Here is a 22382-nt window from a genome sequence, read left to right as displayed (position 1 = left end):
TGCATTATGAAAAAACGTTTGCAAATACTGGTTTTATCATTACTATTTGTTAGTAATTTTGGTTACACTCAAAGCGTATTGTTTGTTGGTAATAGTTTAACGTATTCAAATAATCTTCCTGAGATTTTAGAGCGTATTGCTAAAGATTTTAATGAATCTATCGAAACTACTTCATTATGTTTTCCAAACTATGGTTTAGAAGATCATTGGCTTGAAGGTAAGTTTCATAAATTAATGAATCAAAACAAATATGATTTTGTAATTGTGCAGCAAGGACCTTCATCACAACCACCAGGAAGAAAAATGCTTTTAGATTATGGAGCAAAGATGAAAGCGGTTTGTAAAGTAAAAAGCACAGAGCTAGCTTATTTTATGGTATGGCCTTCTAAATACTATTACTATACATTTGATGGTGTTATTGATAATCATAGAGAAGCAGCAAAAGTTAATGATGCTAAGTTATTTCCTGTTGGTGTTATTTGGAAAGCTTATGAGGAACAAAAAAACAATGTAAGTCTTTATAGTCATGATGATTTTCATCCCTCTAAAGCTGGTAGTTTTTTAGCTGCGTTAACAATATTTCATGGTCTTTATCCTGAGAAAAAACTTCATAAAATAGATTATAAGACGTATAAAAAGTGGGTTAAAGATGAAGCATCTTTTAACGCAATAATTGATTTAATTACAAAAAAATAGCCTGAATTATCTTCAAGCTATTGTTAAAATAAACTAATTAACCAAAAAATCAATCAGTACTTTCTTCTGTTTTATCACTTTTAAGTTCGTCAAGTATTTCTCTTATTTGCAATGTATGTCTATACCCATGAGCAGCACTAACAATAAATAATTGATAGGCATCTATATCACCATAAGCATATTTACCAATTAGGTGCCTTAAATCGGCATTAGTTTCTTTTAATAATTTAATAGTTGATGCTCTATTTGCTTTAATAACTTTCATAACTTCTTCTAATGAAGTCCATTTATTTGAAGGATTAAATAATTCTGGTGATTTTACTTTTTTTGTTCTGTCTGTTACATTTGTAATTACCAAACCATCATTAGTTGTTAAATCTTTATCTACTAAAACTTCATTTTTTATAATTAGTTTTTTTGCACCTTCAATTATAGCTGGTTCTGTGCTTGCTATATGCTCTAAGCAGTTCATAATCGACCAACCACCATCTTTTGGGGTGTAAAGAAGCTCTTCTTTAGATAAGTTTTTAATTTCATCTACTAATTGTTGTAAAGTCATTTCTAAGTAATTAATAGCAAATGCTCTATCATTTTTTTTTAATTCAGAATTTGTACTACCATAGGTAATGGTTGTGATAAATAAGAATGTAAGTAATAAATTTTTCATGATTAATATTTTAAGTTTAATCAAATTAAAGCATTGCTGAGTTTTAAGATTTATAATGTTTTATTAATTAATGCCCAATGGTAGTAAATATATTAACCAATGGTATTGTGTTTTATATAGCATGGTGATTTAACAAATTTTAAACATAGAGCCATTGTTTTATTCTATATTTTTAGAAGATAATATGTGAGATTTTATTTAAATGAAATTTTTTTTAAACAACAGAGACACAATTACTAGATATACTTTAATTACTTTGTTATGTTTGATTATTGTACATCTTATGAGTTACAATAAGCTTCCTTTTTCTGTAGACTATAAGTTTCCAATGGTTTCGTTTTTAGTTATTTTAAGCTTTGGATTAATTCTTTGCTCTTCTAATCACTTACTAGTTAATAAGATAAATGTTAATGCTTTTTATAGTGAAAAAAAACAGCAACACTTTTTTGTTGACTTTATATTTCACTTTGTAATTACAACAATTGTTTATACAATCTTATATATAATTATTAATCAGGTTGTTTTTGGATTTGATTTTATACTAGTTAACTATTTTAAATATTTATTTATATCCCTTTTAATTATTTTATTTGAATATGTTTTTAGAAAAGCATTATTAACTACTAAAGAAGAAGTTATTGTAGTAGTAAAAGATGAGATTTTAATAAAAAATGGAAGTAAACTGTTACGCCCTAAGTATGAAGCTATTTCGTGTTTCCAATCTTCAGGCGGAATTGTGACAATATTTCTCAATCAGTTTACATCAGAAAAAACAACTCAGTTCACATCATTAAAACAGTTAGATGAGGTCTTGCCAAAAACTATTTTTTTTAAGGTTAACAGGCAGTTTATAGTAAATAAAAACGCTATCAAAACTGTAAAAAATGACGTAAATAGAAAATTGAGAATTGAAGTTAAACCTAGCACTATAGATGATAAAATAATTGAATTAAATGTAAGTCGTTACTTAAATAGTGAGTTTAAAGCGTGGTATAGTAGTTAGCCCTTTTTTAAAATAAATTGAGTGCTTAAAAATACATTTTTCCAAGAATCATCTTTATAAACACCAACTTTAAAATTGTATAGAGAGTTGTTTACATATTCCCACATATCTGTTACCTCGGTGCCTTGATAATTATAGGTGTATATAATGTTTTTGCCTTTAAAACTAACAGTACCTTCTGTTAAGCCACCAAATACATCAAATTCCCAAAACTTAATTTTATTTGTTTTAGAATCAAACTTTCTAATACCATGATTTCTTAATCCGTATTTTGTCTGCTCAATATTTGTAAATCCTTTTGATGTTACAATGATAATTTTTTTGTCTAAGCCATATTTAAATGTTACTTCTTGTTTAAAGTTTGAGTTGTTTCCCCATTTGCCTTCTGCAACCCAAGTTTTATTTATTAGAGTATCAAAAGCTGATAAATTATTTTTTGAGCCTTGCTTTTGAAAATTAAAAAGAAGGAATAATAAAAGAGAAATGTATTTTAAATTCATTTAATAAAAATTTATAAAGCAAAATACATTGTTTAGTAACACCGTTTCTTATTAACTGTTTGGTTTTTATACAAATGGTACTATATTTTATTATGAATAGATTAAGTCTTTAATACTTAATCTAATTTAACTTTGTAAAGCCTGCTTAAACCATTATTATATTGATTAAATATACTTTGCAAATCTTCAATTGATTTTGAGTTAAGTTTGGTGTGATTTCCTAATCGTTTGCTTGTAAAATACAGTGTGTTACTAGTAATATCAACAAAAGGGCAATAATCCATTTTATTGGAGTTTATTTTTTCTCCCATATTTGTAGCAACACTCCAAGTTCTGTCATCTTGCTTTTTACTTAAATATAAATCTCCACTTCCTAAACCGTCTTTTCTATTGTAGCAAGTATAAATAATAAAGGTTTCATCTGGAGCTACAAACGCATTAAATTCATAGCCGTCAGAATTTATTTCATTTCCTAAAGACTTAGGGTTTGTATAGCTACCATTAATATATTCACTAACATAAATGTTGTCTTTTTGTTTTAGTTTAGGATTGTCAAGTGTAAAATAAATATTTTTAGAATCAGTAATTACAGGATAAAACTCATCCATAGTCGTATTTATTGGAGCTCCTAAATTAATAGGTTTAGACCAATCGTCTAATTTACTTTTTCGTGTAACGTACCAAATGTCAAAATCTTTAGTTTCATTAGAAGATGCATCTATTGGTCTATTAGAAGCAAAAAAAAGTTTTAACCCATCTTTAGAAAAGAAAGGTTCAATATCAAAATATTGTCCTGAAAACGATATTAATTCTGGTGCTTGCCATATGCCATTTACTCTTTTGCATGCAATTAGGGCAGACATATCGCCCATAAAGCTTTGGGCAGAAAACACAACTTCGTCTTGGTTTTTGGTTAGCGCAATATCTCTAACATTTGGGAATTGTTTTACTACATTTTCTAAAAATGGAGTTGGAACTTCTTTTGGTTGAGCAAAAGAGAAAAAAGAAACTATAAAGATAAAATATAGTATAAATTGTTTCATAAAAAAGAAAATTTAGAATACAATTTACAAAAGCAAGAAGGTTTAAAATTTAATTTTTTGTTAATTTAAATCTTTATATAAATATCAAAGAGAGGAAAGTTTTCCTCTCTTTGATTGAAACGTTTTGCAACAAAATTTTTAAATCCCTCTAAAATAATAGCTGAAAAAGTTTCTAAATGTTTAAAAAAACATTTGATAGTATAAAAATAATTGTTTTTATAGATTAAGCGGTGCGAATAAGTTTTATTTTATCAACATTTTATTAATACAAACTAATGATTAACAGTTTGTTGTATTGCTAATGGCAAATACTTTAGATTTAAAAGATGAAGATAAAGTTGATGTCTTATCTTTGGCAACTCAAAAAAAGATATAGTTGGTTTTATCACAATACACAAAAGAGTTTAAATATAATTGGCAGTTAGCTGCACCAGTTATGCTAGGCATGCTTGGGCACACCTTTGTGAGTTTTGTAGATAATATTATGGTTGGGCAATTAGGAACTGCAGAACTAGCGGCAGTTTCACTTGGTAATAGCTTTATGTTTATTGCAATGTCATTAGGTATTGGTTTTTCTACAGCAATTACGCCTTTAGTGGCAGAAGCAGATACTGCAAAAGATTTTAAACAAGGAAAATCTGCTTTTAAGCATGGCTTGTTTTTATGTATAGTTCTTGGGATTTTACTGTTTTTATTGGTGCTTTTTGCTAAGCCCTTAATGTATTTAATGAAGCAGCCTGCTGAGGTTGTTGAGTTAGCAATTCCATATTTAGATTTAGTGGCTTTTTCGTTAATTCCATTAATTATCTTTCAAGCATTCAAACAATTTAGTGATGGTTTATCTATGACTAGATATCCTATGTATGCTACAATTATAGCTAATATTATTAATGTTATTCTTAATTATATTTTAATATTCGGGAAGTTTGGTTTTCCAGAATTGGGTATTGTAGGAGCTGCATACGGAACTTTAATTTCTAGATTTATAATGGTTGCGCATTTATGGTGGCTTTTAACAAAAAAGGAAAAATCTAAAGCCTATGTTACTCAAATAAAAATATTTGTGTTAGATAAATTAATGCTTAATAAGCTAATTAGTTTGGGTGCGCCAAGTGCTATGCAAATGTTCTTTGAGGTTGCTATTTTTACAGCCGCAATATGGTTAAGTGGTCTGTTAGGAAAAAACCCTCAGGCAGCAAATCAAATTGCATTAAACTTATCTTCAATGACCTTTATGGTAGCTATGGGATTAAGTGTAGCATCAATGATTAGAGTTGGAAACCAAAAAGGATTGCAAAAGTATTTTGAACTGAGACGTATTGCATTTTCTCTATTTTTATTAGGAACGATTTTAGCTGTTTTTTTTGGACTAATTTTCTTTTTATTTCATGATTATCTTCCTCAAATTTATGTGGATTATGATGATGCTGAAAACTTAATTGATAATAAAGAAGTGGTTAGTATTGCTTCAAAATTATTGCTTGCAGCTGCCATATTTCAAATAAGTGATAGTATTCAAGTTGTGGTACTTGGTGCATTACGTGGTTTGCAAGATGTAAAAATACCAACGATTATTACATTTGTTTCATATTGGATGATTGGGTTTCCAATTAGCTATTGTATGGGAAAAGAAGAAGCCTATGGAAGCTTTGGAATATGGATGGGTTTATTAGCAGGATTAACCACAGCAGCAATTTTATTGTATATTCGATTTAATTATTTAACTAAGAAATTAATTTTACAGAAAGAAACGACATAGTTTATGGAACTTCCAAAATTTATATTAGGTGATAATACAGATCATCCAAACGCAATCTATGTGATTCATACAGATTTTCCGAGATTTATAATCAATCTAGAAAACGATGAGGTTGAATGGTTAGAAGAATTTGATGAGCATGACCAAAAAGAGTTAGAAACCGAAACAGAAGGATTAATTCAACAGGCTACAGATTTTTACGATAGAGAAGTAGAACGATACGATAACTAATGTTAGATCAACTTATAGAATACGACACAGAGCTTTTTGTATATCTAAATAACTTGGGTTCTCAAACTTGGGATGGTTTATGGTTAATCATTACAAATAAGTTGACTTTTGCGCCATTATATGCTTTACTTTTATTTTTAATATATAAAAAGTTAGGTTTAAAACAACTACTAATAATTATTGTCATTGTGGTTTTAATGATAACGTTTACAGACCAAATAACGAACCTATTTAAAAAAGTTTTGGTAAAACGATTACGACCTTGTCAGGATGGAGAGATACAAGAAACTATTAGGTTAGTAGCAAATTATTGTGGACGTTACGGCTTTTTTTCAGGGCATTCATCAAACTCTATGGCAGCAGCTGTTTTTGGTGGCTTACTTTTAAAATCTTATTATAAAAATTTAATATTTATACTTTTATTTTGGAGCGTTATTGTTGCTTACAGTAGAATTTATGTTGGTGTACATTATCCTTTAGATATCGTCTGCGGAATGACCTTTGGAGCGCTTTCTGGCTTTATGTTTTATAAGCTTAGCCAACTTGCTTTAAGACGATTTACTTCTTAGTTAAAATATAATATTGATTAACTAACCTGTCTTTATACTGTCTTGAGTTGGTATCAGAAATATTTATATCGTAAGTATTTTGATATTCTACGATATAGTCATTTTTTAAAATTTCTATATCATTCAAATTGTTAGTATTAGCTAATAAACCAAATGTATGTTCTTTAGGAAATACAAACTCAGAGCCCTTTTTTATGGTTTTTACTTTATCTCCAAATTGCCAAACAATTTCTGGCGTTAATAAGTCAATACTATAAACGTTTAAATTCTTATTCATTGCATTTTCATTCAAGCTTGTAATAGGTTTGTAATTTTCACTTATTAAAAGCTTAGATAAAGGCAGTGCAAAAAAGAGTAGTGCTATAAAAAATAAAACAGCTAGATTAAAAACAGATTGTATGTTTTTCTTTCTAAGTTTAATCAAAATAAACAATCCAATATTAAATAAGACTATAGAAGCTAAGGAGAACAACAGCCAATGATTAGATAGTTTTTCGCCTAGAAAAATATATCCAATTACTGGAAAAGTAATTCCTATTAAGGCAATTAACCCAAAATTAAAATATACAGGAATAGTTTCTCTTTTATCTTTTAAGTCTTTAAATTTTCGTATTAAATACTCAATATAAAACCCTGTATTGATTGCCAACGGAATTAAAACTGGCATTAAATATCTTGATTTTTTTTCAGGAATTATAGAGAGTAAGACCACTGCAAAAATAGTCCAATAAAAACTGAACTTGTAAGCTTTTAAGTTTGAAACTCTAGTTTTTAAATATGGATAAATAAGCGCAATAAATGCTGGAATGGTCCATAATCCACTTTGTGTAAAAAAGCTCCAGTAATAATAAAAAGGCCTTACATTATAACTAGACCAGTTTCCAGTTTCTTTTTTTGCAATAGCAGTAAATGTTTCAGCATCATAAACTCTAACATATAAATACCACCAACCACCAACAATCAATGCTATAATAAGGCAAAGTAAAAACGAAAATAAAAGACGCTTGTTAAACTTGTATTTGTATGAAAATCCGTAGGCTAATAAAAAGGGCAGTAATAATACATAAAATGATACAGGACCTTTACTCAATATAGAAAGACCAATAAAAACACCAGCAATTATACTGTGCTTTAAATAATTACCATAGTTACTAAAGAGTTGAAAAAGATAATACATACCAATAAGCATGAAGCTATGTGTAAATATATCTGAAGGTGCTTCAAAAGTGATACCTATAACATAAAATGACGTGATAATAATTAATGCATTATTAAAACTATGTACAGAATTTGAAACTATTTTTTTTGAAATGAGGTACGTATAAATTCCTGTAATAATTATAAAAAGTAATGCAGGAAGCCTATATGCAAACACATTTTTTATGCCAAGAACAAAAGCAAAAACAGTGCTAATCCAAGCTGGTAATGGTGGTTTTTGATAACGCGCTTCACCATTCATTGTTGTTAGAAGCCAATTGTTATCTACTAACATTTCTCTTGCTGTAATAAAATTACGCGCTTCCATAATGCTTACTTGTAAGGCATCTAGATTAAACCCAAGCATGATGATAACCAAAAAGGCTATTGTTAGTATCGGATTTTTATGAAGCTTCTGTAGCATCTGCTTTGTGGATTAAGTAAATGTTTCTTAAATAGATTATAGAGCCTAAACCATGGCCTAAAATTAAAACTAGATCTTTTCTTATAAAGGCATAAGTTAAAATAAGAATAGAACCAACAAGACTTAACAACCAAAACCCAAAAGGTAATGTTGAGGTTTTCTTTGCTTCAGAATATAACCATTGATAAACAAACCGAAGTGTGAAAATGACCTGAGAAATAATGCCTAAACCTAATAACCAAAAAGGAATGGCTTCATTTTTAAATAAAAGATTTACGTCGATCTTATTATTATTGAAATAATAAATAACAATAAGTAAAGGGAAAATAACTAAAAACCAACGTGCTATTTTTGGAAATTTTTTCCATTGATTTTGAAGTTGTAGGTTTCTAATATATATATAATATGTTAGTGATTGACCAAGCATGATGGCAAAATCATAACGTAAATAGCCATAAATAAAAAGAAGTACCGAAGCTAGTAAACTTAAGGTCCAAAAAAGCGTAGGTGTGATAACACGTTTTTGTTTTTCAGAAGTAATCCATTGTATAATTAATCTAGATGAGAATAAAATCTGAGCCAAAAAACCTATGCTATATATAACCCAATTACTCATTAACTCTTTTTGGCAACCTGATAATTAATGTATTTTTTTTTCATCCATAAATAAGCAAAGCAATCCATTAAAGGACCAAGAAGCCTGTTCCAAACGCCAAATTTTGCAGTACCAGCAATTCTTGGAAAATGCTGAACAGAAATTTGAATCACTTTACCTTCTTGTAAAAGAATCATGGCTGGTAAAAAACGATGCAAGCCTTTAAACATCGGGATGCGTTTTGCATACTCAGTTTTAATAACTTTTAAAGGGCAACCGGTATCATCCATACCATCGTGTGTGAAGCTACGACGAATTCCGTTAGCAATTTTTGAGGACATGTTTTTTACAAAACTATCTTTTCTATTAGATCTAACACCTGTAACTAAATCGTATTCGCCAATATGTTCTAAGAGCAAATTAAAATCTTCTGGAGCAGTTTGTAAATCAGAATCTATATAACCAACCAATTCTGTGTTTGTATGGTCAAAACCAGCTTTAATAGCTGCACTTAAACCTCTATTCTCTTTAAATAAAATATAGTTAAAGTTTTCGTTTCTATTACAAATAGTTTCAATGTGGGTTTGACTACTATCTTTTGAGCCGTCATTTACAAATAAAATTGTGGTGGGTTGTGTTGCAATTTTGCTATAAGCAAGAAGTTCTTTTTCAACACGTTCTAAATTGTCTTCCTCATTATAAACAGGAACAATAATTGTGAATTTATAATTCATCTAATAAAAGTTAGTTATGCAAAAATATTCTTTTTTTATCTAACAGTAAGTAATTCTTATTTACATAAAAAGCGTTATTTTGTGATATCTAAAAAATTATAATGAAGATACTCGTTACTGGAGCAGTTGGTTTTATAGGGTCACATACTGCTGAACGTTTGCATAGCTTGGGTCATGAAGTCATTGGCTTAGATAATTTTAATGATTATTATAGTTTAGAGTTAAAGCAATTAAATGCTAATGTTTTAAAAAATCAAGGAATTAAAATTATAAAGCAAGATTTGAGGGATTCTAATTTAGCTGAAGTCTTGCCTAACGATATCAATTATATTTTTCATTTCGCTGCTCAACCTGGAATTTCATCAACTTCTACGTTTGAAGATTATTTTACAAATAATATAATTGCTACAAAAAACTTAATAGATTATGCTCAAACATGTAAGAGCTTAAGTTTGTTTGTAAATATTGGGACGTCTTCTATTTATGGTATAGAAGCTACATATCCAGAAAGTGTTGCCCCAAAGCCAGCATCTCATTATGGCGTTACTAAATTAACTGCAGAACAATTAGTGCTTCAAAAAAGTAGAGGATTTAGTTTTAAAGCTTGCTCTTTAAGGCTCTATTCTGTAATTGGACCAAGAGAACGACCAGAAAAAATGTATACTAAACTTATAGATTTAGGTTTAAAAGGTGAAGCCTTTCCTTTGTTTGAAGGTAGCGATAAGCATTTACGAAGTTTTACCTATGTTGGAGATATTGTTGATGGAGTTGTAAGTGTTATTGGTAAGGAGTCTATTGTAGATGGTGAAATTATAAATCTAGGAACCGAAGTAGAGCATACCACACAAGAAGGTATTGAAGCTGTTGAGCAAGTTTTAGGAAAACCAATTGCAATTAACGTAATCCCGAAACGACCAGGTGATCAATCGAGAACAAAAGCAAATATTGATAAAGCAAGAAACCTGCTTAATTATAATCCGCAAACTACGTTGTTAGAAGCTGTTAAAAAACAGGTAGAATGGTTTAAGGCTAATTTTTAAGGTTCAATAAATATTCTGCAGCAGCAAAAGGTGTTATTTTTCCAGCTTCAATTAATTGTAATTGAGATTTGAGCTCTTTTTTGATTTGAGATTGATTAAAAAAATCAGATTTTAAGCGTTCTTCAATAGTTTGCAACAACCAAAATTTATTTTGTTCGGTTCTGTTTATATTAAAAAAGCTATTATTTTTTGTATGCTCAATATAATTTTCAATCAATTGCCAAATTTCAGAAATACCTTTATTTTTTAAAGCACTGCAAAGCGTAACTTTAGGTTGCCAGTTAGATGCTTTTTGAGGATACAAATGCAGCGCTCTATTAAATTCAACTTTTGCAAGTTTAGCCGATTTTAAATTGTCTCCATCGGCTTTATTTATTGCAATTGCATCAGCCATTTCTATAATGCCACGTTTAATACCTTGCAATTCGTCACCAGCTCCAGCAAGTTTTAACAATAAAAAAAAATCTACCATGCTATGCACAGCAGTTTCACTCTGACCAACACCAACGGTTTCTATAACAATAGTATCAAAACCAGCAGCTTCACATAAAATTATGGTTTCACGTGTTTTTCGTGCAACACCTCCAAGAGAATCACCAGAAGGAGAAGGACGAATAAATGCGTTTTTATTTTTAACCAAATCTTCCATTCTTGTTTTATCACCAAGAATACTTCCTTTACTTAAAGAACTACTTGGGTCAACAGCTAAAACGGCTACTTTTTTACCAAGATTTGTGAGGTGAGTTCCAAAAGCTTCAATAAAGGTGCTTTTGCCAACGCCAGGAACACCAGTTATTCCAATTCTAACCGATGAGTTTGCATACGGTAAGCATTGCTTAATGACGTCATTAGCTTTTTTAGAATGATTTATATTTGAGCTTTCAACAAGTGTGATAGCTCTACTTAATGCTGTAATATTTCCTTTTATAATTTGAGCTACTAGCTCAGTAGAGCTTGGTTGTGCTTTTCGTTTTAGTTGAATGTTTTCTATAGAAATAGTATTGGTGATTTCAGATTGAGAAACACCATCTTTTTCTTGTAAAGCAGAAGTTTTGGGTTTTTTAGTCAAAATTCCTTAGTCATTAGCATCCTTTATTACTTTTAAAGGTACAGCAATTTTTGTATTATCCCAAGCCATAGTTAGTTTGAGATTATCTGTAGTGTTATCAAAAGCAATGGTAAATTGCTCTACAATAGTATTTAAATTTTCTGTAGGAACATTAATATTTATAAGATCAAATTTTGGCTCACGCATAGGTTGCATTTGCTCGTTAACTCCCCAAGGATATTGCTTTGAGTTAAACATAACTTGCCAAGATGTATCATTTGGGATTGTCCACAAGGTATAATCTCCATAAGGAAGATAATGACCTTCAATCATTAAATTTTTATTGGTAGAGAATGTGGTGGCTTCATTTGCTCCAGTACGCCAAACCTTATTGTAAGGGACTAATGCGCCAAATATTTCACGTCCTTTTTTTGATGGTCTATTATAAAATACGTTTAACTCAAGGTCATTAAGTTTAAACTCAACAGTATCTTTTGGGCTCAAACGTTTTGAGAAAATATCTTCAACAAAATAAGAATATAAAAATAACCCAATTGCAATAATTGAAAGTAAAATTAAGAGTCGCTTTAAAAACGTATTCATAGTAAAAGGATAAAAAAAAACGAGTTGAATTGCAAAGATAATTTTAAAAACAAAATCTAATATATACTTAACGTTGTTTTAATAAAATTTCTTACACTTTAAAAAAATGATTAAATTTTGCAACACTTACTTTTTTGTATCGTCTTTAAAGTGAACTAATCAAAAACCAAAAGCAAACTAAAGCATGTTTCAAGTAGATATTATTGAAAAATGCAAGCAAAACAATCGTGTTGCGCAATTAAAGCTATACAATCAATATTGTGATGGTATGTATATTGTTGCTATGCGATTTGTAAAGGATTCTATGGAAGCTGAAGATATCGTACAAGAAGCCTTTATTAAAGCATTTGCAAAGCTAGATCAATACAAAGCAGAAGTCACTTTTGGAGCTTGGTTAAAACGTATCGTAATTAATAAAAGTATCGATTTACTAAAATCTAAAAAGCAAAAAATGCTTGAGTTAGATGAGGTGCACCTCAAAGTAGTTGATGAAACTTATGAAAGCGAATGGTTAGTTGATGATACAATTACGTTAGATGAAGTTAAAGAGGCTATTAAAAGGCTTCCAGATAAATACAAATATGTAGTTATGTTGTATTTAGTTGAAGGTTATGACCATCAAGAAATTTCAGAAATATTAAATATTACTGAAGTCGCTTCTCGAACGCAATTATCTAGAGGAAAAGTAAAATTAAAAGAACTATTAACACCAATTCAAAATGGCACAAGATATTAGAAAACTGTTTGAAAACGAACAAAAGGTATCCAACTTAAAAATGCCTAACGGACATGAGGCTCGATTTTTAGAAAAATTAGATGAGTCGCTTTTAACACCATCAATCAAAAAACGTTTCAGTTGGTTACAAATTGCTGCAAGTGCTGCCGTCTTTTTCTGCCTGAGTTTTGGAGCATATACGTATTTTAATCAAACTCCAATAAAGTCAATTAAAGGCGAAGAAGTCGTTACAAATTTAAAAACACTTGGAGACATTTCACCAGACTTAAAAAAGGTAGAAAATTATTATTTGGCTAATATTAATTTAGAATTATCTAAAGTAAAGCTAACGCCAGATAACAAAGAGTTGTTTGATAGTTATGTTTTACGTCTTGAAGAATTAAATAAAGAATACGAGCGTTTATCTATTGAGCTAACGGATCATGGCCCTAATGAGTTAACAGTTAGTGCTCTAATAGATAATTTAAAACTACGTCTTAACCTATTGTATCGCTTAAAAGAACAGTTAAAAGATTTAAATACTCCAGAAACACAAGCGAGTATTTCTTAAAATAATATAAACACATGAAAACAATACAAATAAAATTAATAATGCTTTTGCTATGCTTTTCAGTTAGTGCAATTGCCCAGCAAAAATTAAATAAGTTATCAAAAACTATAAATGCTGATAAAGATGTAACCATTGATCTTAATACAAGTTATGTGCAAATTGAAGTGGATACATGGAACAAAGACAAGATTGAGATTGAAGCTTATATAGAAAGTGATAAACTCTCTAAAGAAGAGCTTAAAGAAGCTTTAGACGATTGGAATGTAAATATAGAAGGTTCTGGAGATTATGTTAGTATAAAATCAAAAGGAAACAGAAATGGTTGGTCTGGATTTGTAATAAATACTACTGATGGTGACTATGCAGATGTGCTTAGAGACTTAGAAATACAGTTAGCTGATATGCCAGAACTTCCTGAGATGCCTGAGATACCAGAGTTGCCTATGATGCCAGAAATGGTACAAATGCCAAATATGCCAGATATGCCTGAGATGCCAGAATTCCCTGAGTTACCTGAGTTGCCTGATGGATTACATTCAATTAATTTTGATTATGATGCTTATAAAAAAGATGGTGAAAAGTATCTTGAAAAATGGAGTAAAGAATATGAAGCTAAGTATGGTAAAGAGTTAAAAGATAAAATGAAAGAATGGGGAAGAAAGTTTGGTGAGTCTGATTATCAAGGAAAAATGGAAAAATGGGGAGAAGCCTATGGGAAAAAGTTTGAAGGTAAATGGGCAAAAGACATGGAAGCTTGGGGAGAAAAATTTGGAAAACAATTTGGTAAAGAATGGGAAGTGAAAATGGAAAAGTGGAGCCAAAAAATGGAGAAAGAATGGGGAAAAGATTATGAGAAAAAAATGGAAGCTTGGGGAGAGAAGTTTGAGAAAGAAATGGAAGAGCGTTCAAAAGCTTTAGAAGAAAGAAACGAAGCCTTAGAAAAACGTATGGAAGAACGTGTAGAGAGACAGGCACAAAGGGAAGAAGAACTTGCTGAGCGCATGGAAGAACGTCAAGAGCGCCTAGAAAAGCGCCGTGAAGAACTCGCTAGAAGTCTTGAGAAGAGAAGCGGTAAGGTAAAAAGGGCAATTAAAATTAAAATGCCTAAAAAAGCCAAGCTAAAAATGAATGTTAGGCATGGCGAATTAAAGTTTGGTTCTGTAATTTATAATTTAAAAGCAGATATATCACACTCTACATTAGTAGCAAATCACATTGATGGAAGCGAGACTTCCATCAATGTGTCTTATTCGCCAGTATTAATTACAACATGGGGTTTGGGCGAGTTAAACTTAAATTATGTTGATGAAGCAGAAATTAAAACGGTTAATAGAATGGTTTTAAATTCTAACTCTTCAAATATTACAATTGGTAATTTAACTGGTAATGCAATTATTGATGGAAGTTTTGGCGACTTTTCAATTGCTAAAATTGATGAGTCATTTAATAATTTAAATGTGATTTTAGAAAATAGTGATGCACTCATTTCATTACCAAATACAACTGCATATAATTTTCAATATAAAGGCAATAGAACTCGATTTAGTCATCCAGAAAAAGCGGCAAATAAAAGTGTTTCTAATTTTTCTACAGGTAATTTGTCTAGTAATAAAACCATTGTTGTAAATGCAAAGTTTAGTACTGTGATTATGCAATAGTTTCCTATTTTTGAGGAAACATTGTTTTCATGTCCATTAATAACTTTTCTAATTTCCTAAATAGCATCTCCTCAGCATCACTTCGCGTTTTAGATGCATCCATTTCAAATTCAAAATACATAGCTTTAGATTTATCAAAAGATAATAAAGCGCTTAAATCTATTGATGTTTCATCTTCTGAAGCATTAGAGAACTATATCAGTAATCATATAAAATTAAATACAGCAAAAGTAGCTTTTGGCGGTTATTTAGAGCAGCGTTCTATTTATAAGCGAAGTAATTATTTTAATGATGATAATCCAAAAACTGAACGTAATATACATTTAGGTGTTGATTTATGGATTGCTGCTAGAACGCCAATTTATACACCTTTACATGCCATGGTGCATAGTTTTAAAAACAATACCAATTTTGGGGATTATGGACCAACACTAATTTTAAAGCATAGTATTGAAGGTGTTGAGTTTTATACACTCTATGGTCATTTAAGTATTGCTTCAATAGAGAATCTGAAAGTAGGACAGGAGTTTAAACAAGGCGAGCAAATAGCAACTTTGGGAGATGCCACAGTAAATGGAGATTATCCGCCACATTTGCATTTTCAAATTATTAAAGATTTGCAAAATTATAAAGGCGATTATCCTGGTGTTTCAAATAAAATAGATTTAGAGTTTTACAAAGTAAATTGTCCAAACCCAAATTTACTTTTAAAATTAATATAGCTTCATTATTAATATTTTAGGTTAAATTATAAGGTTTATAACGAAAAGTAACGAGTAAGTTTTTGCACAAAACTTATTATGGTTATTATTGTAAGATAAAACCTAAATTTACCTATGAGACATATCTACTTTTTCTTTTTTGCTTTTATATTTTTTTCTGTTGCGCAAGCTCAAGTTGTAACAATACCAGATGCAGATTTTAGAGATTTACTTTCGGATCCTTCTGCTAATGGAGCACTCATAAGAGATTTAAACAATAGTATCATAACTAATGTTGATGCAAATAATGATGGGCAGTTTCAAGTAAGTGAAGTAGAACAAGTAAGCTATATCTATCTTGGGTATTCTGTATCTAGCCCTCCAATTATTTCATCTCTTGAAGGTATAAATAGCTTTGTGAATATAAATAAGTTAATTGTTGGAAAAACTAATGTAACGACATTAAATATTAACCTTCAAGCTTTAACATGGCTTTCAATTAAAAATAATGATTTATTATCTTCAATGGATATTTTGGGATGTGCTAATTTAGAAAGTTTGTACGTTGAAGACAATGAAATGTTTACCGCTTTAGATGTCTCAGGTTTAGCTAACTTATATACTTTAGAGTGCATAGGTTCATATCTTTATAATGCGCCAAGAATAAGTTCAATAAATGTTTCAGGTTGTACTAGTCTATATTCGTTAGATGTTAGCCAAAATAACTTAGCCAATATAGATGTATCTACATGTACAAGTCTAAGTATATTAAAATGCGGAAGAAATTTGTTAACAACTCTAGATGTTTCTGGTTGTCCTGTTTTAAGAAGGCTGCATTGTTATCATAATAATATTACTGCAATAGATTTATCTACAGCTTATGAGTTATTTGAATTTGATTGTAATAATACGCTAATTGAAAGTATTGACGTATCTAATTGTAGTAAATTAAATACGTTAAACTGTCATACTAATGATGCACTTACATCATTATTTATAAAAAACGGAAAAGTAGAAGGTTCATTTGGGATTAGCTCAACTCCTAATCTAGCTTATATATGTTGTGATTTAGATCAATTAAGCTATATTCAAAATTCAGCTTTATATCAGCATCCAAATACAGTGGCAAATACCTATTGTTCATTTAATCCAGGAGGCGAATATTTTGTTATTGAAGGTGTAAATAAACTTGATAGTGATAGTAATGACTGCGATGTTAGTGATTTAAATTATCCAAATTTTAAGTTTAATGTCACAGATGGAAATAATTCAGGAATCATTATTGCTGACGAATCTGGAGCATATTCATTTCCTGTTGAAGATGGAAGTCATACCATAACACCAATTGTTGAAAATCCAACCTATTATTCTGTTACGCCATCAAGTATAACTATAGATTTCCCATCAGAAACGAGTCCTTATAATCAAGATTTTTGTGTAACACCAAATGGTGTTTTTAACGACTTAGAGGTTGTTGTAGTTCCGCTTGAGCTAGCAAGACCAGGTTTTGATACAGATTATAAATTAATTTATAAAAACAAAGGCACATCAACACTATCTGGAAATATAATGCTAACATTTTTAGATGATGTGATGAATTTAGTATCAGCAAATCCATCGGTAGATTTTCAAATACAAAGTCAATTAACTTGGAATTATGTTGATTTAGCACCTTTTGAAACTAGAGAAATTGATTTCACAATGAATTTAAACACACCAACAGATGCTAATTTCCCATTAAACGGAGATGATGTTTTAGTGTTTGATGCAACGGTAAACCCAACGGTTTCAGATGAAACACCAGATGATAATATGTTTGTTTTAAATCAAACCGTAGTTAACTCTTATGATCCAAATGATAAAACCTGTTTAGAAGGCGAAACCATTACCGAAGATATGATTGGTAAATATGTACATTATACTATTCGTTTTGAAAATACAGGAACAGCAAATGCAATTAATGTAGTTGTAAAAGATGTTATTGACACGTCTAAGTTTGATGTTAGTTCTTTAATTCTGTTAAGTTCAAGTCATAATTTTGTAACAAGGGTTAGAAACACCAATGAAGTAGAATTCATTTTTGAGAATATACAATTACCATTTGATGACGCTAATAATGATGGCTATATAACGTTTAAAATAGAAACCTTGCCTAGTTTATCTATTGGAGATACATTTACAAATGAGGCCGAAATTTATTTCGATTTTAATGCACCAATAATTACCAATGACTATCTAACAACTGTTGAAAACAATTTATCAATTGGTGAAAACACATTGTCTGAAAGTTTAAGCGTGTATCCAAATCCTGTTAAAGATAAGTTGTATATAGAAAGCCTGGAACCAATTGTATCTGCTACGATTTACGATGTAAATGGACGTTTGTTACAAACCGTTACTATAATTGGTAAGCAATCATTACAATCTATTGACGTAAGACAATTATCAAAAGGCGTATATTTTGTGAATTTGAAATCTACTAAAGGTGAGTATCTTCAAAAAATAGTGAAACAATAAATACACTTTTAAAAGCTATAAAATCAAGATTTAATTTTTGATTGCGCTAGTTTTTTACCTAATAAAAACCCTAAAATAGCTAAACCTGCATCTGCAATTAAAAACCATGTGTCTTTAGGAAGCATTATCAAGTTAAATGCAGTTGCCGCAAGCATAAGTCCACCAACAATATAGGCAGGAATCATACTGGTTTTAGAAATTAGAGCAGCCACAAGCATTCCAACAACTATTCCCATAAAATGTGCTATAACAACACACACTTTTGCTCCAGTTGGTATGAGGTGCATGTTTTCTTTTATAGAGTCCATATTCATTGGGTCAATATGTTCTGGTAAAGGGAATAAACTATGACCAATTAATGTTTCAAAAACATATACGGTTAGTGATGCAACAATAAAACCTACAATGGTTGCTAGTATATTTTTCATGATAAGTATAGTTTAGTTAGTGGTTTGAAGGTAATAAAAAATCCTGATAGTTATGCTATCAGGATTAATGTACTATGTTTAAATTTTTAATATTAGAGACACTTCGGCTACGCTAAGTGTGACACAAAATAATTAGTTTTTGGTCAAAAGTGTGTAGTAATTAAATGCCAATTAGTGGCTACTCTTCAATTAAAACCCATTCGCCTTTTGCGATTAAAGGTTCTGCTTGTTTGTATTTTACTGTTTTATTTTCACCACTCATAACGTGTTTAATTGTAACACGATCGTTACGACCAATTTTTGGTTTATCACGTACAATAGTTTCTATAACTTCTTGTTGACGTTGGGTGTTTCCAGCCGCTCTACTTTGTGCAGCACGTTCGTCCATATTTGGAATTTCGTCTTTTTGCGTTTGCAACTTTTCTTGTTTACGAGTACGCGCTTCTTGAATGGTGTCTTGGGTTTCTGTAGGTAATTCACCTTTAAATAAAAATGAGATGACATCTTTATTTACTTGGTCAATCATTTGTTTAAACAATTCAAAAGCTTCAAACTTATAAATTAATAATGGGTCTTTTTGTTCATGTACTGCTAATTGAACCGATTGTTTTAACTCATCCATTTTACGTAAATGTGTTTTCCAAGAATCATCAACAATGGCTAATGTAATATTCTTTTCAAAGTCATTTACTAGTTGTTTTCCGTGTGTTTCGTATGCTTTTTCAAGGTCTGTAACAACTTGTAAGTTTTTAACGCCATCTGTAAAAGGAACTACAATACGCTTAAATTTGTCACGTTGTGTTTCGTATACATTTTTAATTACAGGAAACGCTAAATCTGCATTACGTTGCATTTTTTCTCTATAATGATTAAAAGCTGCTTTATATACTTTACCAGCGATATCCATTACAGATAATTTTTGAAATTCTGCTTCAGTTATTGGAGAACTCATTGAAAAATAACGAATCAATTCGAACTCAAAGTTTTTGTAATCGTTGGCTTCTTTATTTGTTTCAGCAATACCTTCAGAGGTATCATAAATCATGTTTGCTAAATCTACACGAAGACGTTCGCCATGTAATGCATGACGACGACGTTTGTAAACTACTTCACGCTGCGCATTCATCACATCATCATACTCTAATAAACGCTTACGAACACCAAAGTTGTTTTCTTCTACTTTCTTTTGAGCACGCTCAATAGATTTTGAAATCATAGAATGCTGAATAACTTCACCTTCTTCTAATCCCATTCTATCCATCATTTTGGCAATACGCTCACTACCAAATAAGCGCATTAAATTATCCTCAAGAGACACATAAAACTGAGAACTTCCTGGATCTCCTTGACGACCAGCACGACCACGTAACTGTCTGTCTACACGACGCGAATCATGACGTTCTGTACCAACAATGGCTAATCCGCCAGCTTCTTTTATTTTGTCAATAAGCTTAATATCTGTACCACGACCTGCCATATTGGTTGCAATTGTTACTTGACCAGGTTGTCCTGCTTGAGCTACAATATCGGCTTCTTTTTTGTGAAGTTTTGCATTTAAGACATTGTGAGGCACTTTACGTATGCTCAACATTTTACCTAATAACTCACTAATTTCAACATTGGTTGTACCAATTAATACTGGACGACCAGCTTGTGATAATTGCGTTACTTCTTCTATAACTGCATTGTATTTTTCTCGCTTTGTTTTATAAACTAAATCTTCTCTGTCGTCACGAGCAATTGGTCTGTTTGTTGGGATTTCTACAACATCAAGCTTGTATATTTCCCAAAACTCACCAGCTTCTGTTACAGCTGTTCCTGTCATACCAGACAGTTTGCGATACATTCTAAAGTAATTTTGAAGCGTTACTGTGGCAAAGGTTTGTGTAGCATCTTCAATCTTTACATTTTCTTTAGCTTCAATAGCTTGGTGTAGACCATCGCTATAACGACGACCATCCATAATACGTCCCGTTTGCTCATCAACAATCATTACTTTGTTGTCCATAACAACATAATGGTTGTCTTTTTCAAACAAAGCGTAAGCTTTAAGCAATTGGTTAAGTGTATGTATACGTTCTGATTTTATACCAAACTCTCTAAATAAGCCTTCTTTTTCTTCAGCTTCTTCTTCTTTAGATAAACCTTTAGCTTCAATTTTTGCTATTTCAATACCAATTTCTGGCATGACGAAAAAGTTTGGATTATCTTTTCCTGAAAGGAATTCAACACCTTTATCAGATAATTCTACTTGATTATTTTTTTCTTCTATGACATAGTACAACTCAGCATCTACCTTAGGCATCTCACGATTGTTGTCTTGCATGTAAAAGTTTTCGGTTTTTTGAAGTAATTGTTTAACACCTTCTTCACTTAAAAACTTAATTAATGCCTTGTTTTTTGGAATACCTCTATAAGCGCGAAGTAATAAAAAACCACCTTCTTTGGTATCACCTTCGGCAATTAATTTTTTGGCTTCAGCTAAAACACCAGTAAGGTATTTACGTTGTACATTAACAATATCGTCTACTTTAGGTTTTAATTCTGTAAACTCATGAACATCTCCTTTTGGTATTGGTCCAGAAATAATTAATGGTGTTCTTGCATCATCAACCAATACAGAATCTACCTCATCTACAATTGCAAAATGGTGAGGACGTTGTACTAAATCGTCAGGCGAATTAGCCATATTATCACGCAAGTAATCAAAACCAAATTCGTTATTTGTTCCGTAAGTAATATCAGCTAAATATGCTTTTTTACGTGCTGGAGAGTTTGGTGTATGATAATCAATGCAATCAACACTTAAACCATGAAACTCAAAAATAGGAGCCATCCAAGCGCTATCACGTTTTGCTAAATAATCATTTACAGTTACCAAATGCACACCACGACCAGCAAGTGCATTTAAATACATAGGAAGCGTTGCTACTAAAGTTTTACCTTCACCAGTTTGCATTTCGGCAATTTTACCTTGGTGCATTGCTATACCACCAATTAATTGCACATCATAGTGAATCATATCCCAAGTGATGGCTTTTCCAGCAGCATCCCAAGAGTTTGCCCAAACGGCTTGCTCGCCTTCTAGGGTTACATAGTCTTTATCTCCAGAAATTAAACGGTCAAATTCATTTGCTTTTACAGGAATAGTTGTATTGTGTACAAAACGTTTTGCAGTTTCTTTTACGACTGCAAAAGCTTCAGGAAGAATGGCGTTTAATACATCTTCAGTAACTTTGTAAACCTCGTCTTTAATTTTATCTATCTCAACATAGATGTCTTCTCTTTTGTCTATGTCTTCTGTATCTTCAGCTTCTTTAAGAAGGTTTTCTATGTTATCATTAAGAGGTTGTCTTGCATCAGCGATTTTAGCTTTAAATTCTGCTGTTTTTCCTCTTAACTCATCGTGAGATAAGACTTCTAAAGCACTTTCAAATGTTTTAACTTGCTCTACAATTGGGTTAATGGCTTTGACATCTTGTTTAGATTTGTCGCCTACAAATACTTTTAATACTGAATTTAAAAAACTCATGTGTTTATATTTTAGTTGAACTGATGTTGTAAAATCAGTTGTATATTTTAGTTACATCTTTGCGCTTTTAAAAGCATTTTCAAAGATAAGGGTTGTACTATATTTATTAAAGAATAGCGAATAAAAAAAGTCTCAAAATGAGACTTTTTAA

21 protein-coding genes are annotated in these 22382 nt (G+C 30.7%); 11 read left to right on the top strand and 10 right to left on the bottom strand.

Features of this window, described 5'->3' with window-relative positions:
* Positions 1-6: 6 nt before the first annotated feature.
* Positions 7-696: an SGNH/GDSL hydrolase family protein gene (locus tag BXY80_RS00490; protein ID WP_120199264.1), complete on the top strand. Its 690-nt coding sequence runs from the start codon at positions 7-9 to the stop codon at positions 694-696.
* Positions 697-745: 49 nt separating this feature from the next.
* Here BXY80_RS00490 and BXY80_RS00485 read toward each other — a convergent pair whose 3' ends face one another.
* Entirely contained in the window at positions 746-1363 is a 618-nt protein-coding gene (locus BXY80_RS00485) for a DinB family protein (RefSeq protein ID WP_120199263.1), read from the bottom strand.
* Positions 1364-1565: 202 nt separating this feature from the next.
* Between BXY80_RS00485 and BXY80_RS00480 the strand changes: the two genes are divergently transcribed.
* Positions 1566-2366 carry a LytTR family DNA-binding domain-containing protein gene (locus tag BXY80_RS00480; protein WP_120199262.1) on the top strand — a complete coding sequence of 267 codons (801 nt, stop codon included), beginning with the start codon at positions 1566-1568 and terminating at the stop codon, positions 2364-2366.
* Here BXY80_RS00480 and BXY80_RS00475 read toward each other — a convergent pair.
* Together BXY80_RS00475 and BXY80_RS00470 are read right to left on the bottom strand one after the other, a co-directional pair.
* Complete coding sequence (locus BXY80_RS00475; RefSeq protein WP_120199261.1) at positions 2363-2866, bottom strand: hypothetical protein; 504 nt, start codon at positions 2864-2866, stop codon at positions 2363-2365. The genes BXY80_RS00480 and BXY80_RS00475 overlap by 4 nt on opposite strands.
* A gap of 116 nt (positions 2867-2982) precedes the next feature.
* Positions 2983-3909 (bottom strand): TolB-like translocation protein, encoded by a 927-nt coding sequence (locus BXY80_RS00470; protein ID WP_120199260.1) that lies wholly within the window; start codon positions 3907-3909, stop codon positions 2983-2985.
* A gap of 376 nt (positions 3910-4285) precedes the next feature.
* On the opposite strand from BXY80_RS00470, the gene BXY80_RS00465 reads away from it, so the two are divergent.
* From BXY80_RS00465 to BXY80_RS00455, 3 genes are read left to right on the top strand one after another with little or no spacing between them, the layout of a single operon-like run.
* Positions 4286-5668, top strand: coding sequence for an MATE family efflux transporter (locus BXY80_RS00465; RefSeq protein ID WP_211328338.1), 1383 nt, complete (start codon positions 4286-4288; stop codon positions 5666-5668).
* Between the two features lie 3 nt (positions 5669-5671).
* Positions 5672-5899 (top strand): hypothetical protein, encoded by a 228-nt coding sequence (locus BXY80_RS00460; RefSeq protein ID WP_120199259.1) that lies wholly within the window; start codon positions 5672-5674, stop codon positions 5897-5899.
* On the top strand, positions 5899-6468 hold the full coding sequence (locus BXY80_RS00455) for a phosphatase PAP2 family protein (RefSeq protein ID WP_120199258.1): 570 nt from the start codon (positions 5899-5901) through the stop codon (positions 6466-6468). Before BXY80_RS00460 ends, BXY80_RS00455 begins: the two co-directional genes overlap by 1 nt.
* Here the strand turns inward: BXY80_RS00455 and BXY80_RS00450 are convergent.
* From BXY80_RS00450 to BXY80_RS00440, 3 genes are read right to left on the bottom strand one after another with little or no spacing between them, the layout of a single operon-like run.
* Positions 6458-8089, bottom strand: coding sequence for an ArnT family glycosyltransferase (locus BXY80_RS00450; RefSeq protein WP_120199257.1), 1632 nt, complete (start codon positions 8087-8089; stop codon positions 6458-6460). The two genes, BXY80_RS00455 and BXY80_RS00450, sit on opposite strands and share 11 nt — an antisense overlap.
* On the bottom strand, positions 8070-8705 hold the full coding sequence (locus BXY80_RS00445) for a lipid-A-disaccharide synthase N-terminal domain-containing protein (protein ID WP_120199256.1): 636 nt from the start codon (positions 8703-8705) through the stop codon (positions 8070-8072). Before BXY80_RS00445 ends, BXY80_RS00450 begins: the two co-directional genes overlap by 20 nt.
* Complete coding sequence (locus BXY80_RS00440; RefSeq protein WP_120199255.1) at positions 8705-9418, bottom strand: glycosyltransferase family 2 protein; 714 nt, start codon at positions 9416-9418, stop codon at positions 8705-8707. Before BXY80_RS00440 ends, BXY80_RS00445 begins: the two co-directional genes overlap by 1 nt.
* A gap of 101 nt (positions 9419-9519) precedes the next feature.
* Between BXY80_RS00440 and BXY80_RS00435 the strand changes: the two genes are divergently transcribed.
* A complete protein-coding gene (locus BXY80_RS00435) occupies positions 9520-10458 on the top strand; it encodes an NAD-dependent epimerase/dehydratase family protein (protein WP_120199254.1) in 939 nt (312 codons plus the stop codon).
* On the opposite strand, the gene meaB is transcribed toward BXY80_RS00435, so the two are convergent.
* Both meaB and BXY80_RS00425 read right to left on the bottom strand, forming a co-directional pair.
* Positions 10448-11527 carry a methylmalonyl Co-A mutase-associated GTPase MeaB gene (gene meaB, locus BXY80_RS00430; protein ID WP_120199253.1) on the bottom strand — a complete coding sequence of 360 codons (1080 nt, stop codon included), beginning with the start codon at positions 11525-11527 and terminating at the stop codon, positions 10448-10450. The two genes, BXY80_RS00435 and meaB, sit on opposite strands and share 11 nt — an antisense overlap.
* Positions 11528-11533: 6 nt before the next feature.
* Complete coding sequence (locus BXY80_RS00425) at positions 11534-12109, bottom strand: DUF2911 domain-containing protein (protein WP_120199252.1); 576 nt, start codon at positions 12107-12109, stop codon at positions 11534-11536.
* Between the two features lie 184 nt (positions 12110-12293).
* Between BXY80_RS00425 and BXY80_RS00420 the strand changes: the two genes are divergently transcribed.
* The 5 genes from BXY80_RS00420 to BXY80_RS00400 all read left to right on the top strand — a co-directional run bounded on the left by BXY80_RS00420 (position 12294) and on the right by BXY80_RS00400 (position 18271).
* Positions 12294-12845, top strand: coding sequence for an RNA polymerase sigma factor (locus BXY80_RS00420; RefSeq protein WP_120199251.1), 552 nt, complete (start codon positions 12294-12296; stop codon positions 12843-12845).
* The gene (locus tag BXY80_RS00415) at positions 12829-13395 is read left to right on the top strand and encodes a hypothetical protein (protein WP_120199250.1); all 567 of its coding nucleotides are present in this window, start codon (positions 12829-12831) and stop codon (positions 13393-13395) included. Before BXY80_RS00420 ends, BXY80_RS00415 begins: the two co-directional genes overlap by 17 nt.
* A gap of 14 nt (positions 13396-13409) precedes the next feature.
* A complete protein-coding gene (locus BXY80_RS00410; RefSeq protein WP_120199249.1) occupies positions 13410-15053 on the top strand; it encodes a hypothetical protein in 1644 nt (547 codons plus the stop codon).
* A 29-nt stretch (positions 15054-15082) separates the two neighbouring features.
* On the top strand, positions 15083-15775 hold the full coding sequence (locus BXY80_RS00405) for a peptidoglycan DD-metalloendopeptidase family protein (RefSeq protein WP_211328337.1): 693 nt from the start codon (positions 15083-15085) through the stop codon (positions 15773-15775).
* Positions 15776-15889: 114 nt separating this feature from the next.
* Positions 15890-18271 (top strand): T9SS type A sorting domain-containing protein, encoded by a 2382-nt coding sequence (locus tag BXY80_RS00400; protein ID WP_120199248.1) that lies wholly within the window; start codon positions 15890-15892, stop codon positions 18269-18271.
* 23 nt (positions 18272-18294) lie between these two features.
* Here the strand turns inward: BXY80_RS00400 and BXY80_RS00395 are convergent, their stop codons facing one another.
* Both BXY80_RS00395 and secA read right to left on the bottom strand, forming a co-directional pair.
* The gene (locus BXY80_RS00395; protein WP_120199247.1) at positions 18295-18699 is read right to left on the bottom strand and encodes a hypothetical protein; all 405 of its coding nucleotides are present in this window, start codon (positions 18697-18699) and stop codon (positions 18295-18297) included.
* Positions 18700-18877: 178 nt separating this feature from the next.
* Complete coding sequence (gene secA / locus BXY80_RS00390) at positions 18878-22231, bottom strand: preprotein translocase subunit SecA (protein WP_120199246.1); 3354 nt, start codon at positions 22229-22231, stop codon at positions 18878-18880.
* Positions 22232-22382 lie beyond the last annotated feature (151 nt).

This window comes from Ichthyenterobacterium magnum (assembly GCF_003610635.1).
GTDB lineage: Bacteria > Bacteroidota > Bacteroidia > Flavobacteriales > Flavobacteriaceae > Ichthyenterobacterium > Ichthyenterobacterium magnum.
The sequence above is the reverse complement of the archived record's forward strand: the minus strand, read 5'-3'. Positions and strand labels throughout refer to the sequence as shown.